12 protein-coding genes are annotated in these 20,678 nt (G+C 64.6%); 6 read left to right on the top strand and 6 right to left on the bottom strand.

Annotated features, from left to right (window positions below; translation table 11 throughout):
• Window positions 1–148: 148 nt before the first annotated feature.
• A complete protein-coding gene (glpK, locus tag EV687_RS03065; protein ID WP_122227142.1) occupies window positions 149–1,642 on the bottom strand; it encodes a glycerol kinase GlpK in 1,494 nt (497 codons plus the stop codon).
• A 313-nt stretch (window positions 1,643–1,955) separates the two neighbouring features.
• On the opposite strand from glpK, the gene EV687_RS03060 reads away from it, so the two are divergent.
• Window positions 1,956–4,328 (top strand): DUF3772 domain-containing protein, encoded by a 2,373-nt coding sequence (locus tag EV687_RS03060; protein WP_162846533.1) that lies wholly within the window; start codon window positions 1,956–1,958, stop codon window positions 4,326–4,328.
• 45 nt (window positions 4,329–4,373) lie between these two features.
• Here EV687_RS03060 and EV687_RS03055 read toward each other — a convergent pair whose 3' ends face one another.
• The 4 genes from EV687_RS03055 to EV687_RS03040 all read right to left on the bottom strand — a co-directional run bounded on the left by EV687_RS03055 (window position 4,374) and on the right by EV687_RS03040 (window position 10,957).
• A complete protein-coding gene (locus EV687_RS03055; RefSeq protein ID WP_122226386.1) occupies window positions 4,374–6,419 on the bottom strand; it encodes a M3 family metallopeptidase in 2,046 nt (681 codons plus the stop codon).
• A 159-nt stretch (window positions 6,420–6,578) separates the two neighbouring features.
• On the bottom strand, window positions 6,579–7,433 hold the full coding sequence (folD, locus tag EV687_RS03050; protein ID WP_122226385.1) for a bifunctional methylenetetrahydrofolate dehydrogenase/methenyltetrahydrofolate cyclohydrolase FolD: 855 nt from the start codon (window positions 7,431–7,433) through the stop codon (window positions 6,579–6,581).
• A 378-nt stretch (window positions 7,434–7,811) separates the two neighbouring features.
• Window positions 7,812–8,435, bottom strand: coding sequence for a response regulator transcription factor (locus EV687_RS03045; protein ID WP_122227140.1), 624 nt, complete (start codon window positions 8,433–8,435; stop codon window positions 7,812–7,814).
• A gap of 8 nt (window positions 8,436–8,443) precedes the next feature.
• On the bottom strand, window positions 8,444–10,957 hold the full coding sequence (locus EV687_RS03040) for a PAS domain-containing sensor histidine kinase (protein WP_122226384.1): 2,514 nt from the start codon (window positions 10,955–10,957) through the stop codon (window positions 8,444–8,446).
• A 245-nt stretch (window positions 10,958–11,202) separates the two neighbouring features.
• On the opposite strand from EV687_RS03040, the gene aceE reads away from it, so the two are divergent.
• The 5 genes from aceE (at window position 11,203) to EV687_RS03015 (ending at window position 19,369) form a co-directional block, all read left to right on the top strand.
• Window positions 11,203–13,929, top strand: a complete 2,727-nt coding sequence (aceE, locus tag EV687_RS03035; protein WP_122226383.1) for a pyruvate dehydrogenase (acetyl-transferring), homodimeric type — start codon at window positions 11,203–11,205, stop codon at window positions 13,927–13,929.
• A gap of 22 nt (window positions 13,930–13,951) precedes the next feature.
• Window positions 13,952–15,634 (top strand): dihydrolipoyllysine-residue acetyltransferase, encoded by a 1,683-nt coding sequence (gene aceF / locus EV687_RS03030; RefSeq protein ID WP_122226382.1) that lies wholly within the window; start codon window positions 13,952–13,954, stop codon window positions 15,632–15,634.
• Between the two features lie 18 nt (window positions 15,635–15,652).
• Window positions 15,653–17,452 (top strand): dihydrolipoyl dehydrogenase, encoded by a 1,800-nt coding sequence (lpdA, locus tag EV687_RS03025; RefSeq protein ID WP_122226381.1) that lies wholly within the window; start codon window positions 15,653–15,655, stop codon window positions 17,450–17,452.
• A 250-nt stretch (window positions 17,453–17,702) separates the two neighbouring features.
• Window positions 17,703–18,065: a helix-turn-helix domain-containing protein gene (locus EV687_RS03020; protein WP_122226380.1), complete on the top strand. Its 363-nt coding sequence runs from the start codon at window positions 17,703–17,705 to the stop codon at window positions 18,063–18,065.
• A complete protein-coding gene (locus EV687_RS03015; protein ID WP_122226379.1) occupies window positions 18,062–19,369 on the top strand; it encodes a type II toxin-antitoxin system HipA family toxin in 1,308 nt (435 codons plus the stop codon). Before EV687_RS03020 ends, EV687_RS03015 begins: the two co-directional genes overlap by 4 nt.
• Window positions 19,370–19,825: 456 nt before the next feature.
• Here EV687_RS03015 and EV687_RS03010 read toward each other — a convergent pair whose 3' ends face one another.
• Complete coding sequence (locus EV687_RS03010) at window positions 19,826–20,671, bottom strand: ABC transporter ATP-binding protein (protein WP_122226378.1); 846 nt, start codon at window positions 20,669–20,671, stop codon at window positions 19,826–19,828.
• Window positions 20,672–20,678 lie beyond the last annotated feature (7 nt).

Here is a 20,678-nt window from a genome sequence, read left to right as displayed (position 1 = left end):
GCAACGGCGTCCCCGTGGTGCCGGGCGGCGGTGACGCCGCTCCAACGCCAGCAAGGAGATCACAGCCGGTGATGCCGTGAAAGCTGCACGTGTAAGCCGGCTGACGCAGACGCACGACGGGCATGCCCGCCGGCCTTTGAAGAGATTCTTACGCCACCACGGCCTGGCGTACCGCGTGCTCCCAGGCCTGCATCAGCTCGGCGGCGCGCTCGGGCGCCATGGTCGGGAAGAACTGCCGCTCGGCCTGCCACAGGCTTTGCAGCTCATCAGTACCAGCATAGAGGCCGCAGCTCAGGCCGGCCAGCCAGGCGGCGCCCAGCGCGGTGGTCTCCACCACCGCCGGGCGCAGCACCGGGATGCCCAGCAGGTCGGCCTGGAACTGCATCAGCAGGTCGTTGACGCAGGCACCACCGTCTACCCGCAGCTCCGCCACCGGCACGCCACCCGCGTCTTGCACGTCGCGGCCCATGGCCAGCAGTAGTGCAGCGCTCTGGTAGGCGATGCTGTCGAGCGCGGCGCGGGCGATGTGGGCGATGCTGGTGCCGCGCGTGATGCCGGTGATGGTGCCGCGCGCATCGGGCTGCCAGTAGGGCGCACCCAGTCCGGTGAAGGCCGGCACCAGCATCACGCCGCCAGCGTCGGGCACGGTTTCGGCCAGGTGCTGCACTTCATCGCTGCTGCTGATGGCCTTGAGACCATCGCGCAGCCATTGCACCACGGCACCGCCGACGAACACGCTGCCCTCCAGCGCGAACTGGGGTGCCTCGGTGGCCTGTGCGGCACTGGTCGTGACCAGCCCGTTGGCCGAGCGCTGGAAATCCCCGCCGGTGTGCATGAGCATGAAGCAGCCGGTGCCATAGGTATTCTTGGTCATGCCGCCCGAGAAGCAGGCCTGGCCGAACAGGGCGCTTTGCTGGTCACCGGCGACGCCGCCAATCGGCAGCTCGGCGCCCAGCCAGTCGGCATGCACCACTCCGAACGCGCTGGCCGATGGCTGCACGCGGGGCAGCAGCGCGGAGGGGATGCCCAGCAGATCCAGCAGTTCTTCGTCCCAGCGGTTGCGGTGCACGTCGAACAGCATGGTGCGCGCGGCATTGCTGACGTCGGTGACATGCGCGGCGCCACGGGTGAGGTTCCACATCAGCCAGCTGTCGACGGTGCCAAAGGCCAGCTCGCCGCGCTCGGCCTGCGCGCGCGCGCCAGGAATGTGGTTGAGCAGCCATTGCAGCTTGGTGGCGGAGAAGTAGGCGTCGATGCGCAGCCCGGTCTTGCGCAAGATGGCCTCCTCGTGTCCGGCCTCGCGCAACGCTGCGCAGGCAGGTTCGGCACGGCGGTCCTGCCAGACGATGGCATGGTGCAGCGGCTTGCCGGTGGCGCGATGCCACAGCACGGTGGTTTCACGCTGGTTGGTGATGCCCACGGCGCGCACCGCACTGGCGGCGATGCCAGCCTGCTTGAGCGCCTGGCGGGCGGTGGCCAGTTGCGTTTGCCAGATCAGCTGCGGATCGTGCTCGACCCAGCCGGGGCGCGGGTAGCTTTGCGGCAGCTCCTGCTGGGCCATGGTCACGATATGACCACGGGCATTGAAGAGGATGCTGCGCGAGCTGGACGTGCCTTGATCGAGGGCGAGCAGGTAGGTCATGGCGGAGGCTGTGGCCAGAGGAAAGATGCCGCCAATCATAAGCGCAGGGCCAGTGCGTGCAGGGCACGGGCGAGGCACGGACGGGATGCCGACCTACAGGCGCATTGGCTCACCGGTCGACAAGTTCATGCAGAATCGCAGGCTGCGAGAGCCATTTCCGGCTGGGCCCGCTGGCCCTCCACGCATGGGTGTGGATGCGGCGGCCCCATGAAACTCGCGCAAGCATGCCATGCCTCAACCCGCTGATACCCGGATGACCTGTTCGATTCTTCCTCTTGATTCATGCCGCCTGCTGCTGCGTCGGATGTTCGCGGTGCTGTTTCTCTCAAGCCTGTTGTTGGCGACCATGCAGGCGTTTGCACAGCAGGGCAGTGCGGCCGGTGACGTGCTGGACGGTGCGCGCCAGAGTTTGCAGCAGATCCGCCAGGAGCTGCCGAAGATCGAGGACGACGAGGGCCTCGATGCCCTGCGCCGCCAGGGTTTGCAGACCTATGAGGAGCTCAACGCCTACACCGCGTCGCTGACGCCGCGCCGTGATGATATTTCGGCGCGGCTGGCCGAACTGGGGGAAGCCCCCGCTGGGGAGGAGTCGGCGGAGATCGCCACGCAGCGCGAGCAGCTCAACGAGGCGCTGCTGGACCTCGATACGGAAAGTCGCCTGGCAGGCCTTCTCAAGCTTGATCTGGAGCAGACCCTGGCCGATCTCGCTGCGCAGCGGCGCGCCCTGTTCCAGGCCCAGCTGTGGCAGCGCAGCCCTTCCATCCTGACCGGGCGCTTCTGGAGTGAGCTTACTGCCGACCCGTCCCTCGATGCCCAGCGAGGCCAGGTGCTGCTCGATGAAATGCGCGCGCATTTCAAGGACATGCCGGGCTGGCTCTGGTGGTTGCTGCCGGTCTGGGCCGTTGTCATCGTCCTGTTGCAGCGCCGCCTGCGCCTGCGTCTGATGGGCCTGGCCGCGCGCAAGGTGCCTTCCGGGCGACTGCGTCGCTGCAGTTATGCATGGTCGCAGGTGGCATTGGCGGTGACCGTGCCGTTCGTGCTGCTGGGCGGCATCTACCTGGCGTTCACCTGGCTGCATCCGCTGCCAGAATCACTGCGCCATCTGTTCCTGGCGCTCATTGGCGCGGTCTCGTACGGCGGTTATGCCGCCGGGCTCTGGCATGCGTTGCTGGCTCCGCACAGTCCGTCCTGGCGGCTGCCGCCGATTGGCGATGCGGCGGCCTCGGCGCTGCGCAACCTGCCACTGGTGCTGGCCGGCCTGCTGGTGGGCAACTGGCTGGCGCGGCAACTTTGTGCTCTCGTCAATGCGCGGCTGGGCGCGGTGATCCTGGTGGATGCCGTGTTCGCATTGCTGATGATCGGCCTGCTGGTCACGGCCGTGGTGCGGGTGGCACGTGCCCAGCGGCAGCAGCCAGAACCCGCCGCGGCCGGTACCGGCACCTGGGTGGCAGGCTTGCTGCGCCGCTACCAGCGGGCCTTGCGCCTCGCATTCGGGCTGGCGCTACTGGTGGCGTCAGTGAGCCTGCTCAGCGGCTTCGTGGCCTTCGCGCAGTTCCTACTGCAGCAGCTGATCTGGTCGCTGGTGATTCTGGCGACAGCCTACCTCCTGTCGGCCACCATCGGCGATGTGGCGGCGGTGCTGACGGGCCGCACGGCTGCGGATGACGCGGCTGAAGCCGACCAGAATGCGACCGGCGGTTTGGTCGGCAAGAAGTGGGTCGTGCTGGGCGCGGGCCTTGCCCAGGCCAGCGTCGCGCTGTTGGCGGTGCTGCTGCTGTTTGCTTCCTATGGCAGCGACCCGCTCAACATCGGCCTGCAGGTGCAGCATCTGCGCAGCAACTTCTCCTGGGGTGAAGTGCAATTGCGGCCGATGGCGATCATCCAGGGGCTGCTGCTGTTTCTCGTCGGTATTGGCGTGGTCCACGTCGTCAAGCAGTGGACCAGTGAGCGGCTGTTGCCGGTCACCTCGCTGGAGCCCAGCGTGCAGGCCTCGCTGAGCACGCTGGCCGGCTATGTGGGCTATGTGGTGGTGATTGCCACCGCGCTCTCGGCCACTGGGCTGGGTTTCGAGAAGGTGACCTGGATCGCCAGCGCGCTGTCGGTGGGTATCGGTTTCGGCCTGCAAGCCATCGTGCAGAACTTCGTCTCGGGCATCATCCTGCTGGCCGAGCGGCCGGTGAAGGTGGGTGACTGGGTTTCGCTCGGCGGCATCGAGGGTGACATCCGCCGCATCAACGTGCGCGCCACCGAGATCCAGATGAGCGACCGCTCCACGGTGATCATGCCCAATTCCGAGTTCGTCACGAAGATGGTACGCAACGTGACCTATGCCGATTCACTCGGGCGCGTGCAGATCAAGCTGCCGATGCCGCTGGATGCGCCAGCCAGCCGGGTGCGGCAGGTGATCCTGGACGCGCTTGATGCCCATCCGCTGATACTGGCTACGCCGGCACCGGGCGTCTATCTGGATGACGTCGGCCCGTCAGGGCTGATGTTCAATGCTCTGGCCTATGTCAGCAGCCCACGTCAGGCCTACGGCGCGCGCAGTGCCTTGCTTTACGACATCCTGGAGCGGCTGGCCAAGGCGGGCATCGCCACCTCGTCGCCCAGCACGTTGATCCTGGCTCAGCCCAAGGCGGCGGCCGTGCCGCCCGCCCCGGGCCAGGCGGAGAGTCCGGCGGCCTGATGGGCCCCTTCGGAATCTGACCACGATCATCGCGTAAACAGGTTCTCAGGACTGCTCGGCCATGCCCTGGTGGCGCAGCAGCGCGTCGATCTGCGGCTCTCGGCCGCGGAAAGCCTTGAAGGATTCGATGGCCGGACGGCTGCCCCCAGCCTCCAGGATGCTGGCGAGGTAGCGCTTGCCGGTTGCCGGAGACGGGCTGCCGTCTTCCAGCACTTCTTCCTCGAAAGCGGCATAGGCATCGGCGCTGAGCACCTCGGCCCACTTGTAGCTGTAATAGCCGGCCGCATAGCCACCGGCGAAGATGTGGCTGAAGGCATGCGGCGTGCGGCTGTAGGGGGCCGCAGGCAGCACGGCGACTTCATCGCGCACCTGTTGCAGCAGCGCCAGCACCTGGGGCGAGGGCTGCATGTGCAGCAGCATGTCGAAGAGGGAAAACTCGACCTGCCGCAGCGTCTGCATGCCGCTCTGGAAGTTCCTGGCGGCAATCATCTTGTCGTAGAGGGCGCGCGGCAGCGGCGCGCCGGTGGTGACATGCGCCGTCATGCGCTGCAGCACCGGCCACTCCCAGCAGAAGTTCTCCATGAACTGGCTGGGGAGTTCGACGGCATCCCACTCGACACCGTTGATGCCGGAGACATCGCGTTCGTTGACCTGCGTGAGCATGTGATGGAGGCCATGGCCGAACTCGTGGAACAGGGTGATCACATCGTCGTGCGTCAACAGCGCCGGCTTGCCGTCGCCGCCCGCCGCGAAGTTGCACACCAGATAGGCGACCGGGGTTTGCAGTTTGCCGGTGTCGGGACGCAGCCAGCGCCCGCGCATGTCATCCATCCAGGCGCCACCGCGCTTGCCGGGCCGGGCCGGTTGGTCGAGGTAGAACTGGCCGACCAGTTCGCCATGGCGCTCGATGCGGAAGAACTCCACGGCGGGGTGCCAGACCTCGGCCAGGTCGGTGCGGATCTGTACGTCGAACAGTTTCTCGACGATGCCGAACAGGCCCTGCAGCACCTTGGGCGCAGGGAAATAGGGCTTGAGCTCCTGATCGCTGAAGGCGTAACGGGCTTCCTTGAGCTTCTCGGAGACGAAGGTCCAGTCCCAGGGCTGCGGATCGGCCAGGCCCAGCTCGTCCCGGGCGAAGGCGCGCAGATCGGCCACGTCGCGCTCAGCATAGGGACGTGCGCGCCGTGCCAGATCGCGCAGGAAATGCACGACCTGCTCGGGCGTCTCGGCCATCTTGGGTGCCAGCGACAGCTCGCCGAAATTGGCGAAACCGAGCAACTGGGCCTCCTCATGGCGCAGTGCCAGGATGTCCTCGATCACCGCCGTGTTGTCCAGATGCTGCTGTCCGGCCGGCGCCAGATCCGAGGCGCGCGTGGCATTGGCATGGAAGAGCCGCTCGCGCAGAGAGCGGTCCTCGGCATACTGCAGCACCGGCAGATAGACCGGCATCTTCAGGTTGAGGCGGTAGCGAGCTTCCTGGCCGGCCGCCCGCGCGGCCTCGGCCGTGGCCTGCAGCACGTCCTCGGGCAGGCCGCGCACTTCGTTCTCGCTGGCATCGTAGAAATAGGCGTCGGTGGCGTCGAGCACGTTCTCGCTGAACTTCTGGCTCAGCGCGGCGAGGCGCTCCTGCAACCGGGCAAAGCGCTGTTTGGCATCACCCTGCAATTCGGCGCCGGAGAGCACGAAGCCGCGCAACGAGAGTTCAAGCGCGCGGCGCTGCTCGGCATCGAGCGCGGCGGGATCGATCTGCTTGTATTTGGCGTAGAGCCGCTCGTTGGCGCCCAGACGCGTCCAGAACTCGGTGACGACAGGCAACGCCTCGTTGTAGGCACTGCGCAGCGCGGGGGTGTCGGCCACGCTGCTGAGGTGCCCAACCACGCCCCAGGCCGTGCCCAGGCGCTCGGTGGCCACGTCCAGGACCTTGGAGATGGCGTTCCATTCGGCGGGGAAAACGTCCTGCGTGACGGTCTCCAGGGCCGCGTCGGCCTCGGCGATGAGGGTACGGATCGCGGGCAGCACGTGTTCGGGCTTGACCAGGTCAAAGGCCGGCAGGTCGGTGATGGCAAGCAAGGGGTTGGCGGGAGTGGTCACGGTATGGGTCCTGTCAGCAGCGGGTTCTGGAAATGGCGGCGTGGCGCCATCGTCTCATGGGATGCGATGGCGCCTGCGTCGTGCCTTGCCTTGCACATCGGGCCGGCATGGACGATTTCAAGCCGGTCCGCGCGATCCGGGTCAATGCGAAAGCGTGGCTCAGGCGGTCGTGCGCCGGGCCGATTCGATGGTGTTGGCCAGCAGCATGGTGATCGTCATGGGGCCGACGCCACCGGGCACCGGGGTGATCCAGCCGGCCACCTCGCTGACGCCGGCGAAATCCACGTCGCCGCAGAGCTTGCCGTGGTCGTCGCGGTTCATGCCGACATCGATCACCACGGCGCCGGGCTTGACCATGTCGCGGGTGATCAGGCCCCGCTTGCCGACGGCGGCAACGATCACATCCGCATCGCGGGTGAAGTGCGCCAGGTCCGGCGTGGCGCTGTGGCAGATGGTGACCGTGGCGCTGCGCGCGAGCAGCATCAGTGCCATCGGCTTGCCGACGATGTTGCTGCGCCCGACCACCACGGCATGCTTGCCGCGCAGTTCATAGCCGATGTCGTCGAGCATCTGCAGGCAGCCGTGCGGTGTGCAGGGCCAGAAGCCGCCGGGCAGGCCGGTGAGCAGAGCGCCGGCACTGGCGACGTGGAAGCCGTCGACGTCCTTGGCCGGCGATATGGCTTCGATGACCTTTTGTTCGTCGATGTGCCCCGGCAGCGGCAACTGCACCAGGATGCCGTGGATGCGCGGGTCGGCGTTGAGCGCGGCGATGCGAGCCAACAGCTCGGTCTCGCTGAGGCTGGCATCGAACTTCTCCAGCACGGAGTGGATGCCGGTGTCCTCGCAGGCCTTGATCTTGTTGCGCACATAGACCTGCGAAGCCGGGTTGTCGCCGACCAGGATGACGGCCAGCCCTGGCCGGCGGCCCTGTGCAGTCAGTTGCTGGGCCTCGGTGGCAATTTGGGTGCGCAATTTGCGGGAGAGGGCAAGTCCATCGATGATGTGAGCGGTCATGTCGGTCGGTCAGTGAAACGTGAGGCAAGCCAGTCCATGCCCGCAGCGCCGCATGGCAGCGGGAGGCAGGATGGTCACCAAGCAAAAGCGGCCCAATGGCCGCCAGGGAGTGCCCATCGCCGGCGCTGTGGATAGAGCGCCATGTCCGGGAGACATGGCGGCCGGCACGCAGCAGCGAGGGCAGGGGGTGATCGATGCAAGGCGCAAACGGCAGTCGGGCCGGTGGCCCGGCGAGGGTTTGCCACACCGCAGTGCGCGCTTGCCGGGAGAATATAAATGTAAAGGGCAGGAGGTTAAAAACGCACCCGGCTGCACTTTTGGCCTCCTGCGTGGCCCACGACAAGATCGTGAACTGGTTCTCACGGCAGGTTCAGCGCCTCAGGCCTTGGTGCCGCTGCCCAGCGCGACCTTGAGAAGATCGGCCACGGTGTTGGCACCGAGTTTTTCCATGATGTTGGCGCGGTGCGCCTCGACGGTCTTGATGCTGATGTTGAGATCGTCGGCGATTTGCTTGTTCAGGCGTCCGGCAACGATGCGCTCGAGCACCTGCGATTCACGCGCGGTGAGCTTGGCGAGCAGAGCTTCGCGAGTGGCAGCCTGCTGCTGGTCGGCAAACTGGCTCTGCGCCTGCTCGAGCAGGCGCGCAACCAGTGCGGTAATGGCGTTTTCCTCGAACGGCTTCTGGATGAAGTCGATCGCGCCCTTTTTCATGCTGTCGACGGCCATCGGCACATCGCCATGGCCGGTGATGATGGCGATGGGCAGCGGCGAGTTGCGTTCGATGAGCTGGTCCTGCAATTCCAGGCCGGACATGCCGTTCATGCGGATGTCGGCGATCAGGCAGGCCACTTCGCGCGGGTCGTAATGGTTCAGGAATGCCTCTGCGCTGTCGAAGCAGCGCACATGGAAGTCGCGGCCTTCGAGCAGCCATTGCAGGGAGTCGCGAATGGCTTCGTCGTCATCCACGATGTAAACCGTGCCCTTTTTGGTTCCTGTCGTCATGTCGTGATTCATCTCGCTGGTTGATTGGTCGATTCCTCCGGGGCCTCGGGCCCCCTGGAGGTGCCATTACTGGCGGCCACGGGCAACCAGAAGGAAAACTCGCAGCCGCTTGCCTCACCCTGTTCATTGTAGAGGTTGCGCACCTGCATTTTGCCCTGATGCGACTCGACGATGCTGCGGCACAGGTTGAGGCCAATGCCCATGCCATCGGTCTTGGTGGAATAGAAGGCTTCGAAGAGTTGTTGGGTGGCCTGCTCGGGCAGGCCCGGCCCCTGGTCGGTCACCGCAAAGCGCACGCCCCCGTCGTCGCGATTGACCTGCAGGTCGATGCTGCGGCGGCCCGTGGGCAGGTCGGCTCCGTCGATGGCCTCGGCAGCGTTCTTCAGCAGGTTGATGAGCACCTGCTCGATGAGGATGGCATCGACTTCGATCTTGGGCAGGTAGGGCGCGATGTGGCTGCTCAGGCGCACGTTGCGCTTGCGCAGTTCGATGCTGGCCAGCTCCAGCGCTTCGCCCACCAGGCGCTGCGGCTCGCAACGCTCTCGATTGGGCGCGCTGCGCTTGACGAAGGCGCGGATGCGGTGGATCACCTGGCCGGCACGCACCGCCTGGTGGGCCGTCTTCTCCAGCGGCGGCAGCAACTGCTCCAGCGCGATGGAGCCGCTCTGGATGCGCGAGATCATGCCGCCCACATAGTTGCTGATGGCTGCCAGCGGCTGGTTGAGTTCGTGCGCGACGCTCGAGGCCATCTCGCCCATGGTCATCAGGCGGCTGACGGTCTCCATCTTCTCGGCCTGGCGCTCGGCCTGTTCCTCGGCCAGCTTGCGTTTGGTGATGTCGGTGGCGATGACCATTTGCGCCAGGCGGCCATCGACCCAGTCCAGGTAGCGCGAGCGCACCTCCAGCCACTTGTCGAGCCTCTCGATGTAGATCTCCGCACGGTCGGGGTTGGCGCTGGTAATAACCTCGGTGGGCAGGCCCATCAACCCGTCTTCCTCGTCGCTGTTGTTGTCGCCGGACTCCTGCAGTTCACTGGCGCCGGCCTGGCTGAGCAACTTCAGATGGCCGGTGCTTTGCGAGCCGAACCACTGGCGATAGAGCCGGTTGGCGAACAGCAGCTCCTTGCTGCCCAGTGGCGCCACCGAGATCGAGGCGTCGAGCGATTCGAGCACCAGCGTGAAGCGGTCGTGCGCCGTGGCCAGCTGCTGGCGGATGCGGTTGGGCTCGGTGATGTCGTTGATGGTCGAGAGCCAGCCGGTCTGGCGGCCTTTGTCATCGAACATCGGCGTCAGGAACACCCGCGCGTCGAAGGTGGTGCCGTTCTTGCGAAGCATGCGCAATTGCAGGCCGCCGGGGTAATGGCGGCCTTCCAACTCGGCCTGGAAACGCGCCGTCAGCACCTCGCGGTCTTCCCTTGGCCAGTACGGAAATGGCGCCGTCATGCCGACCAGCTCCTGCACCGACCAGCCGACCATGCGGCTGAAGGTGGCATTGGCATAGGTGGTCTTGCCCGAGAGGTCGAGCACGCGAATGCCCGCCATCAGGGAGTTCTCGATCGCCAGGCGGAAGTGGGATTCCGCCCGCAGCTTGCCCTGGGCCTGATAGCGGCGGCGGCTCAGGCGCCAGTTCATCAGCAGCATGCCGATGGTGGTCAGCCCCAGCAGCACCAGCAGCAGCATCCAGCCATAGCTGGTGACGCTCTTGTCGGTACGGTACATCACCGTCTGCAGCATCAGCGCATCGTCCAGCGGCGGAACCGGCTGTGTCAGGCGGGGCGGAGCCAGCCATTCGTCCACCGGTGCGCTGGCAACCCAGCGGGGCAGGTAGGCGGCCTGCCCGATGGCTGCAACCAGATCGCCGCCGGCACTGGTGAGGGCAATGGCCAGCGCCGCGGCGTTGTCACCGGTCAGCACGGCATTGAGCATGGCCTGGGGCGAATACTCGGCGACGATCATGCCCAGATAGGCATCGTTGACATGGATGGGGGTGAAGAGACGCAGCAGCGGCGGTACGTTCTCCTCCCCCGTGACGTAGCGGCCGGGCACCAATTCCCAGTGGCCATAGGGATAGGCCGAGAGATCGACATCACGCCAGACCTGACCGACCATGCGGCGCAGCGGGCCCGGCAGCATCGCGGCATGGTGCGTGCTGACGACGCGCTGGCGTGCATCGAACCAGGTGACGGCCTGCAATTCGGGCTGCTGGCCGAGCAGCTGGCGCGCGGCCTGGTCGAACCCGGAGCCGACCGCCGGCGTGGTGAGATTGCTGACCAGCCGCTGCAGTTGTTCCTGGCGGTCCATCAGGCGGTCCGAGAGGCGCTGCAGCACCAGCTGGCTTTGCTGCACCAGCCCTTGCTCCTCCCGCTCGCGCTCCTCCATCCGCAAGAAAAGGAAGGCGCTGACCATCACCATCACGAAAAGCAGTACCGCGACCAGCGGAATCAGGTTGCCCAGGCGATCCTGGTGGCGCCAACCCAGTTGCCGCCACCATCGCTTGCCGGCCTGGATGGGGTTGGAGTTCATGGGGGAAAGAGAGTGCAATGGAATCTACCGATGCTGCGGGGAAGGGATGTCCAGTATTGTGGCTGCAAGCTTGCCGCCTGGTTGCCAAATTGGCGATAGCGCAATGCCACGAATCGGCCTCTATTTCGCATTGAGAAAACAGCGGACTTAATTTGAAATTATGGCGAAACCATGCGAAACTCGCAGGCTGGTCACTGTCAACTTGCATGGTGGATGACCGCTGATTCTTAAACGGAGACCTTCTTATGACGGACAAAGCAAGCAGCCCAGCCAATGTGCCATCCCAGGCGGTGGACATCGATTCCCAGGAAACCCGAGAATGGCTGGACGCCCTGTCCGCCGTCATCGACAGGGAGGGTGCCGAGCGCGCGCACTTTCTCATCGAGCAACTGCTCGAACATGCCCGCCAGAACAGCATCGACCTGCCGTTCTCCGCCAACACCGGCTACGTCAACACCATCGAGCCCCAGGACGAGGTGCGCACCCCCGGCAACCTGGAGCTCGAAGGGCGGCTGCGTGCCTACATGCGCTGGAACGCCATGGCCATGGTCGTCAAGGCCAATCGCCTGCATCCCGAGGACGGCGGCGACCTGGGCGGGCACATTTCCTCGTTCGCCTCGCTCGCGCACATGCTGGCGGCGGGCTTCAACCATTTCTGGCATGCCGACGACACCGACACCGGCGGCACGCATGGCGGCGACCTGCTCTACATCCAGGGGCATTCCGCTCCCGGCATCTACGCCCGTGCCTACCTGGAAGGCAATCTGAGCGAGGACCAGCTGCTGAACTTCCGCCAGGAGGTCGATGGCAAGGGCCTGTCGAGCTATCCGCACCCCAAGCTGATGCCGGACTTCTGGCAGTTCCCCACGGTCTCGATGGGCCTGGGCCCGTTGATGGCGATCTACCAGGCGCGCTTCCTCAAGTACTTGCATGCGCGCGGCATTGCCGATACCAGCGCGCGCAAGGTCTGGGCCTTCCTGGGCGATGGCGAGATGGACGAGCCCGAAAGCCTGGGCGCGATCAGCCTGGCCGCGCGCGAGGGCCTGGACAACCTGATTTTCGTGGTCAACTGCAACCTGCAACGCCTCGACGGCCCAGTGCGCGGCAATGGCAAGATCATCCAGGAGCTCGAGGGCGAATTCCGCGGCTCGGGCTGGAACGTCATCAAGCTGCTGTGGGGCAGCAACTGGGATCCGCTGCTGGCCAAGGACAAGGACGGCATCCTGCGCAAGGTCATGATGGATACGCTCGACGGCGACTACCAGGCCTTCAAGGCCAATGACGGAGCCTATGTGCGCAAGCATTTCTTCGGCCGCGACCCGCGCCTGCTGAAGATGGTCGAGAACATGTCGGACGATGAGATCTGGGCGTTGCGCCGTGGGGGCCATGATCCGTTCAAGGTTTATGCGGCCTTCCACTCCGCGCAGAACCATCAGGGCCAACCCACCGTGCTGCTGGTCAAGACCGTCAAGGGCTATGGAATGGGCGCGGCCGCCGAAGGCAAGAACACCGCGCACCAGACCAAGAAGCTCACGGACGACGACATCCGCCTGTTCCGCGACCGCTTCAACATCCCTGTGCCGGACAGCGAGCTCTCCAAGATTCCGTTCTACAAGCCGGCCGACGACACGCCGGAGATGAAGTACCTGCACGAACGTCGCAAGGCGCTGGGCGGCTACCTGCCCAAGCGCCGCAAGGAATCAAGCGAGCGCTTCACCGTGCCTTCGCTCGAGACCTTCAAGGCCGTGCTGGAGCCCACCGCCGAGGGCCGCGAGATCTCCACCACGCAGGCTTATGTGCGTTTCCTGAACCAGCTGCTGCGCGACAAGGCGCTGGGCCCGCGCATCGTGCCCATCCTGGTCGACGAGGCGCGCACCTTCGGCATGGAAGGCCTGTTTCGCCAGATCGGCATCTACAACCCCAAGGGCCAGCTCTACACCCCGGTCGACAAGGACCAGGTGATGTACTACAAGGAGGACAAGGCCGGCCAGATCCTGCAGGAAGGCATCAACGAAGCGGGCGGCATGGCCTCGTGGATCGCCGCGGCGACGTCGTACTCGACGAACAACCGCATCATGATCCCGTTCTACGTCTACTACTCGATGTTCGGCTTCCAGCGCATCGGCGACTTTGCCTGGGCGGCCGGCGACATGCAGGCACGCGGTTTCCTGCTGGGCGGCACCTCCGGGCGCACCACGCTCAACGGCGAGGGCCTGCAGCACGAGGACGGCCACAGCCACATCCTGGCGGGCACCATCCCCAACTGCGTGAGCTACGACCCGACTTTCGCGCACGAAGTGGCGGTGATCATGCAAGATGGCTTGAAACGCATGGTGGAGAAGCAGGAGAACGTCTTCTACTACATCACGCTGCTCAACGAGAACTACGCGATGCCGGGGCTGAACCCCGGTTCCGAGGAGCAGATCATCAAGGGCATGTACCTGCTGCTGCCGGCCGCCGACGGCAAGGCACACCGCGTGAACCTGCTGGGCTCGGGCTCGATCCTGCGCGAGTCGATCGCCGCCAAGGAACTGCTGGAGAACGACTGGGACATTGGTGCCGACGTCTGGAGCTGCCCGAGCTTCAACGAGCTGACCCGCGACGGCCAGGAGGCCGAGCGCTGGAACCTGCTGCATCCGACCGAGCCGGCCAAGGTGCCGTTCGTGACCGAACAGCTGGCCAAGACCGAAGGCCCGGTGGTCGCCTCGACCGACTACATCAAGAACTACGCCGAGCAGATCCGTCCCTTCATCCCTGCTGACCGCAGCTACCGCGTGCTGGGCACCGACGGTTTTGGCCGCAGCGATTTCCGCTACAAGCTGCGCGAGCACTTCGAGATCAACCGCCACTACATCGTCGTGGCCGCGCTCAAGTCGCTGGCTGACGACGGCGCCATCCCGTCGGAGAAAGTGCTCGAAGCCATCCAGAAGTACGGCATCAAGACCGACAAGATCAACCCGCTGCACGCCTGAGTGAGCGAGAAGGAGAACAAACATGGCTCTGATAGACGTCAAGGTTCCCGACATCGGTGATTTCGCCGAGGTCGCGGTCATCGAGATCCTGGTAAAGGAAGGCGACAAGGTCGCCGCCGAGCAAAGCCTGATCACCGTCGAATCCGACAAGGCCTCGATGGAGATTCCATCGAGCGCCGCCGGCGTGGTCAAGTCCATCCAGGTCAAGCTGGGCGACAAGATCAGCGAAGGCAGCGTGATCTTGCAGTTGGAGGCTGAGGCGGAAGCAACAGGCGAAGGCGTTTCGGCCCCGGCCGCCGCACCGGCGCAACAAGCCGAGCCGGCCGACGCTCCTGCGGCACCGGCTGCCGGCAGCCAAGGTGGCCAGGGCGGTCCGGTGGAAGTGCGCGTGCCCGACATCGGCGACTTCAGCGATGTCGCGGTCATCGAGGTGCTGGTCAAGGCCGGTGACGCCGTCGAGGAAGAACAAAGCCTGATCACCGTCGAATCCGACAAGGCCTCGATGGAGATTCCGTCGAGCGCCGCTGGCGTGGTCGAGTCGCTGGCCGTCAAGGTGGGCGACAAGATCAACAAGGGTGACTTGGTGGCCATTCTCAAGAGTGCGGCGGGTGTCGGTGCAAACCCGGGTGCTGCTGCGCCAGCTCCGGCAGCCGCTGCCCCCACATCCGCGGCGCCTGCTGCGGCTGCGGGCGAGGCCAGGGCTTCTGCCCCGGTGCCGGCAGCGGCGCCGGCCGCCGCGCACAAACCGGCCGAGGTGAACCTCGGCGGCAAGCTGCCGCATGCCTCCCCCTCGATCCGCAAAGCCGCTCGTGAATTGGGCGTGCCGCTGGCCGAAGTCAAAGGCACGGGCGAGAAGGGCCGCATCACGCTGGACGACTTGCAGAGCTTCGTCAAGGCCGTGATGGCCGGCACCGCGCGCACGACCGCACAAGGTGCCGCTGCTCCTGCCGGCGGCAGTGCCGATGGCGCGGCGCTGGGCCTGATCCCGTGGCCCAAGGTCGATTTTGCCAAGTTCGGTGAAATCGAACGCAAGCCGCTGGGCCGCATCAAGAAGATCAGCGGCGCCAACCTGCACCGCAACTGGGTGATGATCCCGCACGTCACCAACCACGACGATGCCGACATCACCGAGCTGGAGGCCTTCCGCGTGGCCACCAACAAGGAGAACGAGAAGTCCGGTATCAAGGTCACCATGCTGGCCTTCCTGATCAAGGCCTGCGTGGCCGCGCTCAAGAAGTTCCCGGATTTCAATGCCTCGCTGGACGGCGAGGAACTGGTGCTCAAGAAATACTTCCACATCGGCTTTGCCGCCGATACCCCGAATGGTCTGGTCGTGCCCGTCATCAAGGATGCCGACAAGAAGGGCGTGCTGCAGATCAGCCAGGAAATGGGCGATCTGGCCAAGAAGGCGCGCGAAGGCAAGCTGGGCCCGGCCGATATGAGCGGCGCCGGCTTCACCATCAGCTCGCTGGGCGGGATTGGCGGGCGCTACTTCACGCCCATCATCAATGCACCGGAAGTTGCCATCCTCGGCGTCTGCCGCAGCACCATCGAACCGGTCTGGGACGGCAAGGCCTTCCAGCCGCGCCTGATGCTGCCGCTGTCGCTGTCGTGGGATCACCGCGTCATCGACGGCGCCTCGGCTGCGCGCTTCAACGCCTACCTCGGTCAGATTCTGGCGGACTTCCGCCGTGTGCTGCTCTAAGCCAGGAAGGAGAAACACATGGCAACGATTGAAGTCAAGGTTCCAGACATCGGCGATTTCGATGAAGTCGCAGTCATCGAAGTGCTGGTCAAACCTGGCGATACCGTCAAGGAAGAGCAGAGCCTGATCACCGTCGAATCCGACAAGGCCTCGATGGAGATTCCTTCCAGTGCCGCCGGTACCGTCAAGGAATTGAAGGTTCAGCTCGGTGACAAGGTCAGCGAAGGCTCGGTGATCCTGGTGCTGGAAACTGTGGGAGAGGCTGCTGCGCCCAGCCCGGCGCACACACCCAGTGCAGCGCCTGCACCCGCTGCTGCACCTGCCTCCGCGGCCAAGGCAACCGCCCCGGCTCCCGCAGCGGTCAGCTACAGCGGTCAGGTCGATGGCGACTACGACGTGCTCGTGCTCGGTGCCGGCCCCGGTGGCTATTCGGCGGCTTTTCGCGCCGCCGACCTCGGCCTCAAGACTGTGCTGGTCGAGCGCTACCCGACGCTGGGTGGCGTCTGCCTGAACGTCGGCTGCATCCCCTCCAAGGCGCTGCTGCACGTCGCCTCGGTGATGGACGAAGCCAGCCACCTGTCCGAGCTGGGTGTAAGTTTCAACAAGCCTGAAGTCGACATCGACAAGCTGCGCGCCCATAAAGAGAAAGTCATTGGCAAGCTCACCGGCGGCCTGGCCGCCATGGCCAAGATGCGCAAGGTCACCGTGGTACAAGGCCAAGGCGAATTCGCCAGTGCCAACCATCTGACGGTGCAGCTCGAAGGCGGTGGCACGCAGACACTGCAGTTCAAGCGCGCCATCATTGCCGCAGGCTCCGAAGCCGTGAAGCTGCCATTCCTGCCCGATGATCCGCGCATCGTCACCTCCACAGGGGCGCTGCAACTGCGCCAGAAACCCAGACGCATGCTGGTCATCGGCGGTGGCATCATCGGCCTGGAGATGGGCACCGTCTACTCCAGCACCGTGGGCACGCGCCTGGACGTGGTGGAGATGCTCGATGGCCTGATGCAGGGTGCCGACCGGGATCTGGTCAAGGTCTGGCAGAAGTTCAATGCCAAGCGCTTCGACAACATCCTGCTCAAGACCAAGACCGTCGGTGCCGAGGCTACGCCCGAAGGCATCAAGGTCAGCTTCGAAGGCGAGGGCGCACCCGAGCCACAGACCTACGACCTGGTGCTGCAAGCGGTGGGTCGCGTGCCCAATGGCAAGCGCATCGGTGCCGACAAGGCCGGCGTGGCGGTGACCGAGCGTGGCTTCATCGACGTGGACGTGCAACTGCGCACCAACGTGCCGCACATCTTCGCCATTGGTGACATCGTCGGCCAGCCGATGCTGGCACACAAGGCCGTGCATGAAGCGCATGTGGCCGCCGAAGTCATTGCCGGTGAACTGCTGGGCGACGACAAGCTGGCCAAGTCCGCCTTTGACGCCCGCGTGATCCCCAGCGTGGCCTATACCGACCCGGAAGTGGCCTGGGTCGGCCTGACCGAGGATCAGGCCAAGGCGCAGGGCATCAAGGTCAAGAAAGGCCTGTTTCCGTGGACCGCCTCGGGCCGCGCCATCGCCAACACCCGTGATGAGGGCTTCACCAAGCTGCTGTTCAGCGAGGAAACGCACCAAATCGTTGGCGGTGGCATCGTCGGTACGCATGCGGGCGACATGATCGGCGAGATCGCCCTGGCCATCGAGATGGGCGCCGATGGTGTGGACATCGGCAAGACCATCCACCCGCATCCGACATTGGGAGAGACCATTGGCATGGCGGCCGAAGCCTACGAAGGCGTCTGCACCGATCTGCCACCAGAGAAGAAGCGCTGATCTCCAGCCACTTCACAATGCCAGCCGCTTGCCTTCACCGGCAAGCGGTTTTGTTTTGTGTGCAACACGCTGTTTGGAAAGGGCTACTCATTGCCTCTGGACTTTCATGTGCAGACAATAATATTCCATATATGAAATATTATTAACATAAATTGATAATAAAGTATCTAATATGATCGTTTTATGATTATAGATTTAATGATTCATAAAAGAGCTATGATGTAGCATATGAAGCATTTGGGATGCTTATATGAACTCCAAAATTGATGAACCATCAACCCTGGCTGGCGATCTGCGCTCCCTCGGGGGAAAGCTTGCCAAGCTGCGTTTGAGCAGGAATCTGACCCAGGCCCATGTGGCGCGCGAGGCGGGAGCATCCATCAGCAGCATCAAGCGCCTCGAAGCAGGGGAGAACACGTCATTGGAAACATTGCTGAGGGTCCTTGGCGTGCTGGGCTTGAAAAATCGATTGCTGGAGTGCTTGCCTGACCCCGATGTCCGGCCTGTTGAGCGAGTCAGGCATGGCGGTCGTGAACGCCGCCGCGCACGGGAGAAAAATCCCACGACGCCCAAGGCGACGGACTGGGCCTGGGGCGAGGAGGATGAAACGTGACGGATGCCACGGTGCGCCTGTGGGGCCGGGATATCGGCGCAGTGAGCTGGCTGGACGATCGCCAGCTGGCAGTGTTCCAATACATGCCCGATTTCGTCAGCAGCGGGATCGAGCTGGCGCCGCTCATGATGCCGCTTGGCCCGGACCCCTATGAGTTCCCGGGCTTGCCGCGGGAGGCATTCAAGGGCTTGCCCGGCCTGCTTGCCGATTCGTTGCCGGATAAGTTTGGCAACGCCTTGATCGATGCCTGGCTGGTGAGGCAGGGGCGGGCGGCCAGCAGCTTCAATCCTGTCGAGCGGCTATGCTATATCGGCACGCGAGGCATGGGGGCGCTCGAGTTCCACCCGGCACTGACAACTGGCACGCAGCGCTCGCGCAAGGTCGAGATTGATGCGTTGACCCGCCTCGCCAACGAGGTGCTTGGCTATCGCGAACGACTCTCTGGCGTGCTTCACGGCGAGGACGACCGGAAGGCATTGGAGGATATCCTGCGGGTGGGGACATCGGCAGGCGGCGCACGTGCCAAGGCGGTGCTTGCATGGAACGAACAAACCGGCGAGTTCCGCTCAGGGCAGGTCAAGGCCGGAGAGGGCTTTTCCTACTGGCTCATGAAGTTCGATGGCATCGTCAACAACCGCGACAAGGAACTGGCCGATCCGCAGGGCTTCGGCATGATCGAGTATGGCTTCTATCTGCTGGCCATCGACGCCGGTATCGACATGAGCGAAAGCCGCATTTATCGCGAAGGCGGGCGGGCACACTTCATGACGCGCCGCTTCGACCGCGACGCCAGCGGCCGCAAGCTGCACATGCAGTCGCTGGCGGCTCTGCGCCATTTCGATTTCAACGCGGCTGGGGCCTATTCGTACGAACAGGCCGTGGAGACGATTAGACAGCTTGGCTTGCCCGCTCTGGACGTTGAACAGCAGTTCCGGCGCGCGGTGCTGAACATCTTGATCCGCAACCAGGACGATCATGTCAAGAACATCGCCTTCCTGATGAACCGCCATGGCCAATGGCGGCTGTCACCGGCATTCGATGTGAGCTACGCCTACAACCCCGGCGGCAGTTGGACCCACCAGCACCAGATGAGCCTCAATGGCAAGCGGGACCATTTCGAACTGGACGACCTGATAGCGTTCGGCATTTTCTGCGGGATAAAGCCCCAGAAAGCCCGGGACATCGTGGGCAGCATCCATGCATGTGCCCTGGACTGGATGCGTTACGCAGCCCAGGCGGGCATTGCCGAACCCATCGCTGCCAGCCTCCAGCGCAGCATGCGACTGGCAATCATCGCGTCATAACGCAAGTCACAGTGGAGTATCGCTGCCACCGGCCTTCCAACTGCCATCATCCTGCTGTTTCGCAGAGATCAAGTAACCGTCGCCTCTGGACCGCCTACTGCTGGACGGCAGGGATGACCCTGTACCCGACTCAGTACCGTCCTGAAGTAGAAACTTCCGGCTCCTCTGATATCGCCGTTGCTGCCTGCAGCCAGTAACTTCTTTTCGAAGCGGCTTTTTCACGCCTTCTCACATTTCGGTCGAGACTAGGGCGTGTCATCCATCACCAAGGGGTCGCGTTGGAGCCAGAAAGGGCCGAGCGCGAGGCAGCAGCCGCAGCAAGGCTTGATGCCTTGCGAGGACTGCCAACGCTGCGGGCGGCCCTTTCTGGCTCCAACCCGAAGGGCGAGTGGACAAAATTCGCCCACTCATCGTTGCACACCTTGCACGTATCGACATACGCGCTGCACTGTGCGCCTAGATTGGACGAATTTTATCCGCTCGCGCGACCCCTTGGTGATGGATGACACGCCCTAGGCCATCGATCAAGATCAGTGGCGTGCCATGTAGCGGGTCGCGCAGAATGCGGGCATTGACCCCAAAGACGCGTGCCAGCACCTCGGGCGTCAACACTGCGTCGGGATGGCCGCTGGCGGCGATGGCGCCGTCCTTCATGGCCACCAGATGGTCGGCATAGCGGGCGGCCTGGTTCAGGTCATGCAGCACCAGCACCAGGGTGCGCCCGTCGTCGCGGTTGAGCGTGCGGCAGAGTTCGAGGATCTCGATCTGGTGGGCCAGATCGAGATAGGTCGTAGGTTCATCGAGCAGCAAAACGGAGGTTTGCTGCGCCAGTGCCAGCGCCAGCCAGACGCGCTGGCGCTGGCCGCCAGAGAGCGTGTCGACGGCGCGTTCGGCCAGTTCTGCCACGCACGTGGCGTGCATCGCCTGCTCGACCGCGCGCGCATCGGCCTCGCTCCATTGCCGCAGCAGGCCTTGGTGCGCAAAGCGCCCGCGCGCCACCAGTTCTGCGACGCGGATGCCTGCGGGCGCCTGGGCCGACTGTGGCAGCAGCCCCAGGCGGCGCGCGACTTCGCGCGTCGACAGGCGGTGGATGTCCTGGCCGTCGAGCAGCACTTGGCCTGTTTGGGGCTTGAGCAGCCGTGCCAGGCTGCGCAGCAGGGTCGATTTGCCGCAGCCATTCGGGCCGATGACGGCGGTGATGCGGCCCTCGGGCAGCACCAGGTCGAGTCCGTCCAGCACGGGTTGATGGCCTAGCTGCACGCGCAGGCCGCAGGCTTGCAGGATGGGCGGGGAGTGGGTCATGACAGGG

Origin of the sequence: Corticibacter populi (assembly GCF_004217315.1) — a bacterium.
GTDB lineage: Bacteria > Pseudomonadota > Gammaproteobacteria > Burkholderiales > Burkholderiaceae_C > Lampropedia > Lampropedia populi.
The sequence above is the reverse complement of the archived record's forward strand: the minus strand, read 5'-3'. Positions and strand labels throughout refer to the sequence as shown.

What these genes read in the sequence shown, in the direction of transcription:
- glpK (WP_122227142.1), bottom strand. Translation starts at nt 1,642, where the DNA reads ATGACCTACCTGCTCGCCCTCGATCAAGGCACGTCCAGCTCGCGCAGC.
- folD (WP_122226385.1), bottom strand. Translation starts at nt 7,433, where the DNA reads ATGACCGCTCACATCATCGATGGACTTGCCCTCTCCCGCAAATTGCGC.
- EV687_RS03045 (WP_122227140.1), bottom strand. Translation starts at nt 8,435, where the DNA reads ATGACGACAGGAACCAAAAAGGGCACGGTTTACATCGTGGATGACGAC.
- EV687_RS03040 (WP_122226384.1), bottom strand. Translation starts at nt 10,957, where the DNA reads ATGAACTCCAACCCCATCCAGGCCGGCAAGCGATGGTGGCGGCAACTG.
- aceE (WP_122226383.1), top strand. Translation starts at nt 11,203, where the DNA reads ATGACGGACAAAGCAAGCAGCCCAGCCAATGTGCCATCCCAGGCGGTG.
- aceF (WP_122226382.1), top strand. Translation starts at nt 13,952, where the DNA reads ATGGCTCTGATAGACGTCAAGGTTCCCGACATCGGTGATTTCGCCGAG.
- lpdA (WP_122226381.1), top strand. Translation starts at nt 15,653, where the DNA reads ATGGCAACGATTGAAGTCAAGGTTCCAGACATCGGCGATTTCGATGAA.
- EV687_RS03020 (WP_122226380.1), top strand. Translation starts at nt 17,703, where the DNA reads ATGAACTCCAAAATTGATGAACCATCAACCCTGGCTGGCGATCTGCGC.
- EV687_RS03010 (WP_122226378.1), bottom strand. Translation starts at nt 20,671, where the DNA reads ATGACCCACTCCCCGCCCATCCTGCAAGCCTGCGGCCTGCGCGTGCAG.